At 35.4% G+C, this 6,205-nt stretch carries 5 protein-coding genes and 1 pseudogene; all 6 read left to right on the forward strand.

Features of this window, described 5'->3' with window-relative positions; translation table 11 throughout:
* Positions 1 to 1,018 (forward strand): hypothetical protein (locus tag BFI01S_RS24170; RefSeq protein ID WP_268875349.1); only part of this gene is annotated, 1,018 nt, incomplete at its 5' end.
* A gap of 30 nt (positions 1,019 to 1,048) precedes the next feature.
* Entirely contained in the window at positions 1,049 to 1,567 is a 519-nt protein-coding gene (locus BFI01S_RS20595) for a SecY-interacting protein Syd (protein WP_172581945.1), read from the forward strand.
* A 290-nt stretch (positions 1,568 to 1,857) separates the two neighbouring features.
* Positions 1,858 to 3,106, forward strand: a pseudogene (locus tag BFI01S_RS20600) (IS91 family transposase).
* Positions 3,081 to 3,335, forward strand: a complete 255-nt coding sequence (locus tag BFI01S_RS20605; RefSeq protein WP_115596672.1) for a hypothetical protein — start codon at positions 3,081 to 3,083, stop codon at positions 3,333 to 3,335. Before BFI01S_RS20600 ends, BFI01S_RS20605 begins: the two are co-directional and overlap by 26 nt.
* A gap of 182 nt (positions 3,336 to 3,517) precedes the next feature.
* Positions 3,518 to 4,567 (forward strand): DUF2332 domain-containing protein, encoded by a 1,050-nt coding sequence (locus tag BFI01S_RS20610; RefSeq protein ID WP_061794259.1) that lies wholly within the window; start codon positions 3,518 to 3,520, stop codon positions 4,565 to 4,567.
* A gap of 735 nt (positions 4,568 to 5,302) precedes the next feature.
* Positions 5,303 to 5,518, forward strand: coding sequence for a hypothetical protein (locus BFI01S_RS20620; RefSeq protein ID WP_061794261.1), 216 nt, complete (start codon positions 5,303 to 5,305; stop codon positions 5,516 to 5,518).
* Positions 5,519 to 6,205: the final 687 nt, after the last annotated feature.

Below are 6,205 nucleotides of genomic sequence, written 5' to 3' on the forward strand. Positions count from 1 at the left end.
TATTGAAGGGACTGGCAAAGCTGTAGGAGATACATGGGAAGGCTTGAAGTCAACCTATGAGCTGGGAAGAACCATCATGGGACCGTTCAGTCCGCTGCTTTTGGGCAATGAAGTGCTGTTTAACCGTGACCAGCTTCTTGAAAACCAAAGGAAGCACCAGGAATTTTATTTAGGCATTATTAATGACCCTATAGGAAAAGTACGCCGGGCTTTGGATATGCCGAAGTATATATGGTCCGCTGTCACCACCGCCTGGGAGCGGGATGTCATAAATGGTGATACCAAAAGCCGGACAGCTTTCTTTACCTATGGCCTGACTTCCTTGGGAATTGGCATTCTTGGTGATAAGGGGATTGGGAAGGCTGGAACCATTGCCAAGTCAGTTCGCCAGGCTGGTAAAGGAGAGAAGGCACTACCGATTTACACGCCGGTTCAGACACCAGCCATGGCAGGAGGGGGACTAGCTCGAGGGCCGGTGCCTTACAATGTTCTTTTTGATCCGTTGACGAAAATCAAGATGGTGACTGAAGATGTGTTTGGGGTTAAGGGAATAGGTATTACTAACCAGCATATAAGAACTTATAGAAATGCTAATTTAAAAAAACTAGAAGAAAAATATACTGCTGATCCTAGAATTACAGTTGAAATGCCATATGTAGGTAAGGGGAAATCAGGAACAAATGCAGAAGGTTGGCTACGTGATAAAGACTTTTATTGGAAAGAAATAATGAATAAACATCCAGAGAGTTTAAGTAAAGTAAATAAACAAAAAATCAACTTGGGTTTTTCTCCTATTAATGATAAAGCGTTTAGAGAACATTTCCCGCAATATGATATAAAGGAATTATACAATGATACTTTAATCCATCACCATGTAGGTGGGGGTGGGCAGGCAGTTGCAGTCCCTTCAAAGTTACATCCTGGGACAGGTGGAATTCATAACGCAGAAAAAGCTGCAGGTATTTGGGGAAATGATAGTCAATATGCTGAATTACTTGAAAAATTTCTAAAAAAGTAAAGGATGATAACATTGAAAATAAAAGAAGCAATGCAAGAATACTTTCAGTTGAGGAAAGAAGTAGCAAAGGAAGGTTTGGATTTTTTATTTAAAACACCTATTAGTAGTGAAGATAACCTAATAATTTATGAAGGTAAAGTCGATGAGGATGAATATATCACATGGAAACCTGTAGAAATGACTGTTTCACAAGATTTTACAAGTTTAGAAGATGAATTTGACATAAAATTGCATAAAACAATTGTTGATTATTTTAACTCATATTGGTTTGCAGACTTAGATGGCTTTTATCAAGAAAACTATATTAAATTAGAACCTGTCATACCTAATAATGAGATAAGTTCATTCAAGGAATCTTTGAAAGGCTATAAAAAAAATCATGGGGATAGTTTAGAGAAGATACCTATTGGGATTGAGGGAAATGGTTTGTTGTTGGTAATTGAGAACAATAGTGGAATAGTTCAATTAGAAGATTTTGAAAGAGGTATATTTGAAAATATTGCTGAGAATATTGAAGAATTAATAAGAAATTTGAGATTAAAAAGATAATATTTTATTTAGAGATGATTTTCCCCGTAATTAATGTAAGTAATATACTTTTTTTTCTTTAGTTTTGGATACAGACCCTTAAATTATCATTCTTCTTCAAATGAAGGGGCAGCATCCCTAAAATAAAGAACAACATTGTAAAAAATGTACTTACACTATAGGGTTCATTACTTTAAAATCCAGCTGCCAAGTCCAGGCGGCTTTTTTTGTCGTTTAGGAAATTATAAATTTCTCGACTTGTGGATAATTGTTCGGTAAACTGTTCGTATATTATTAGTGGGGTCTTTTATATGGGTAAAGGCAATAGTGGAGTTATCAAACAAATATTAAAGGATCATTTTGACGGGTTTTGGAGGATGCACTCGGTTCGTTTTCCTGAAACCTATCGTGAGGACATCAAAGAAACAGTTGAAAAGGCAATCAGATGTGGTACTAGTGATTTAGGATATGCTCGATATGAATGCCTAGGATGCGAAGGGGAATCTAAACCCATTTTTGTTTGTTTCACTTGTAAGAGTCGTTTTTGCCATAAATGTGGTAAGAAATATACGGATGATTGGTCAGACAAACAACAGGAAATGATCTTCAATGTTCCACACCGACATATGGTATTTACCATTCCAAAGGAATTGAGAAATGTCTTTTTTCAAGATCGTAAAAAGTTAAAGGAGTTAAGTAAAAAGGTAGCGGAGGTATTTCAATTTTATTACCAACGTAAAAGTAAGAAACGCCAGTTACAAGTTGGTGTTATTACTGTCATTCATACATTTGGAAGAGACCTTAAGTTTAACCCTCATATCCATACTCTAGTTACAGAAGGAGCTCTGGATAACCGTAATGAGTGGGTACCAACTGAGTTTATTCCATATGAATACTTAAGAAAGTCATGGCAAAAGGTGCTATTAGATTTATTAAAATCATGGTTTCCTAATAATCAGGCCATATTAAGACTTATTAATGGTTTGTACAAACGCTATCAAAAAGGGTTCTATGTGAATGCAGAACGGAAAATGAAGGATGCCAAAGGAGCAGCGAAATACATAGGTAGATATTTAGCTAGACCAGCTATTGCAGAGTATCGAGTCGTTAACTATGATGGGCAGACCGTTCATTTTTGGTATGAGGATCACCAAACGGGTAAAAGAGTAGATGAAATTCTTCCGGTTTATCGATTTCTGTTTAATTTAATACAACATATTCAGCCCAAGCATTTCCGAATGGTTGGTCGTTTTGGTTTGTACAGCAGAAGATCATATAAAAAAGCTAATACGGTATTGAGTCTCTATGCTTTCATGAGAACAAAGCAACTTTCATCTTTCATTACTACTTGAGAGAAAAAAGAAGAAGAAAACCTATAGACAGCGCATGATAGAAGCTTTTGATAAAGATCCATTTATTTGTCCCCATTGCCATCGTCAGATGGACTTAGTTGAGATTTAGCATGCGGACTATGGATTCCTGTATCATTATATGGAAGATATGGAGTCTGTTAAGACATTGAGGAGGATTAGTCTTGACCAAAAACAAAGAGCAGGATGAACTGAATAAGGCATTTTTGGAATCACTGAATGATGACGATCCATTCGGTTTGAATGAAGAAATAAAATTGCTCATTTTGAAATGTTTGGATTGTGGTAAGGAGGATGAGGTACCTGAATATGTGGTTGAAGAGTTTCAATATGATTTAAAAGAAAATGAAGAGGTGGAAGTAGTGTGCCCTTATTGTAATGGCACAATGCGACGAGCAGGGAATGTCCCAAGTGAGTAATCTTCACTTGGGACGTGGCTTAAGTCGCGTTAGCGATTTTGTTCTTGTGCTATAGGGCAGGTTTGTTGTATAAGATTTTCTTTTCTTGATGATATAGTCAATTTCAAAAATCAAATTATAAAGGGTTTTTTTGGAAAAATATCGAATCATATAATGTACTTGTTTAAAAAGGGGGATTTTATTTGTTTAATACTGAAGTCTTGTCAAAAACTTTCCTGACGTTTGCCGAGAGGGAATGTAAAGGGTCTAGTTTATTATACGAATATTTGTCCAAAAAAATTGCTAGTAATGAAACTCTGCTTGAAATTTGTAGTAGCGCACGTGCGGGACAACCTGTTCCAAATCTTCTGTTTGGTGCAGTTCACTATCTCTTACTAAATGGTAAGGAACACCCATTAAAAGAGTATTACCCGAGCATAGTAAATAATCCAAAATTATTTAATGAGTCGTTTGAAGACTTTAAAGATTTTTGCCTTAAATATAGAAATGAAATTGAGTCGATTCTTAAAACTAAGCTTGTTCAAACCAACGAAGTACGAAGATGTGCATACCTTTATCCTGCTTTTTGCACTATTTACGAGAAAGCAAAGAAACCTTTAGCACTTATTGAAATTGGGACAAGTGCGGGGTTACAGCTTCTTTGGGATAAATATTCATATTCCTACGGGCAAAAAAACATTTATGGTAATAAAGATTCTAAACTTAATATTTCAGCAGAAATAAAAGGAGAGAATATTCCAATCCTCCATTCGACACCGCCACCAGTTTCAACAAGAGTTGGCATAGATCTAAATATAGTTGATCTGAAAAATGAGGAAGAGCACTTGTGGCTAAAATCATTAATATGGCCCGAACATAAAGAGAGGTTGTTTATGTTTGAAGAAGCTGCAAGTTATGTCAAGGACGGCTCAGTACATTTGGTTGACGGGGATGGGATAAGTCTATTGCTAGAATACGTTGAAAATATACCAGAGGACAGTGCAATTTGCATATTCCATACTCATGTTGCGAACCAAATATCATTAGAAATGAAAAAACGTTTATTAAAGACTGTTGAAACTATAGGTAAGGAAAGAGATGTCTTCCATATTTACAATAACGTTCAAGATAGATTCTTACATCTAGATTATTATTTGAATCACATTGAGAGTCAGAATACTATTGCAGCAACCGATGGGCACGGTAGATGGTTTGAATGGTTTTTGAAAAATGAGCTGCCAATTACACAGTGAAATATGGAACTCGGTAAAGCGCTAATTATAGGCAGCTTTCTTTATCTTGGATAACTTTTTGAAATTTTGCACTTAAACTATAGGGTGCGTTACTTTTAAATCCAGCTGCCCTCCCAGGTGGCTTTTAATTTTTTAGCTAATGGGGCATTAGCTCAACAATGATACTCATTAATAAAGAGCGTTGCAGTACAACACTATGCCAGAATAGGACCAGTTTACGAGAGAATGCCTTGGGGAGAAAGGAGTTTACGCTTGATGATTCTTTTTGTAGAAATTTTACGAGCCGTAGCTAATGTTCTGCTTATTATAAGTGCTGGTTTCTATCTAAGGCATTTAGAGAAGAATAAAAGGCAAAGGAAACTTGTACCACTTGAGTTGATTATGTATTTCACGATACAGTTTGCATTTATTCTCTTTGCTATCAGTTTACTAATTGCAGTATTTTTTTAGATAAAAGTTGTTCATCAATTGGGCGCATTACTTTAAGTTCCAGCCGCCATCTCAGGTGGTTTTTCTTATTGTACAAACGGGGCAGGTTTGTTTGAGAAGGAAAAAATTAAATTTTGCAGGATTGGTGTATTGATGATACCTTTTATCGTCTTAATCGTCTAATTTATAGAAGCGGTAAATTATTGTTAATTAGCGTATAAGCAGCTTCTTAAATTATTAATTATGGTTTAGCACAGGTAAGACTCCTATAAAGTGGAATAATTTAGACAGCAGGAGGAGATAAGTATGTCATACTTTAAATGGCATTATATTGGCTGGTTAATTTTTGGGTTAACACTTGTTGTTTCTTATTTTATTGTTCCGCATAAATACGGTTTTACTGCTATTATTGTCTTAACTGCGTTGTTTGCTATGTATGACTTATTTATAATGTTTTTGGCAAAAAGATGGGAAAATAAAAATAGGAATCAGAAAACCACGAAGAATTCCATCAGATCATAGGGTTGAAAGGAATATATTAAATCTTCATTTTAGAACTAGGGGAAAGAAATGTTCAGACCAGCTGCCAAACTAGGCAGCTTTTTATTGTTTAACTAACGGGCAGATATATACAGTATCTTACTGAATATATTAAGTAAGCAAAGTTAGAAAATGGCTGTTTTTGTTTCATTATTTACGATGGATACGCTCAAAAATCATACTGTATATATTGGGCAGGTTAGTGGAAAAAGGATTTTACTATAGGATGGCGAAAGGTACCGTGGGCTTATGTTCGAGATCAGCTGCCAAACCAGGCGGCTTTTTTTGTTTTACTATAGGGGCAGGTTTGTTTTATAAGAGACACAAACTGATATACGAATTAGACATATTAAGCAAACAGAAAATGCTAGGAATTTAATCCCTAGCGCTTAGACAACTGATTAAGTTTTCTGTTGGTCTTAATAGCTATACTAATAAGAAATGCACTAAAGATACTTGAGAGAAGAGCTGAGCCAACACCCATCCACATAATTGCTTGTAGTTTTCCTTTATAATTTGGGAACATAACATTCTCCTTATTTATGGATAACATTATGTTTTGCATAAAGGCAATAAATATGTGGTGTTTTCGCTATTCGAACAAAATACGAACTAACAAAACATATTTATGTTCTATCTCAGCTGCTGAATTAGGCAGCTTATTCTTAT

The sequence above is a fragment of the Cytobacillus firmus NBRC 15306 genome (assembly GCF_001591465.1).
Lineage (GTDB): Bacteria > Bacillota > Bacilli > Bacillales > Cytobacillaceae > Cytobacillus > Cytobacillus firmus.

Coding starts and splice junctions, on each gene's coding strand:
- BFI01S_RS20595 (WP_172581945.1), top strand. CDS start 1,049: ATGCAAGAATACTTTCAGTTGAGGAAAGAAGTAGCAAAGGAAGGTTTG.
- BFI01S_RS20620 (WP_061794261.1), top strand. CDS start 5,303: ATGTCATACTTTAAATGGCATTATATTGGCTGGTTAATTTTTGGGTTA.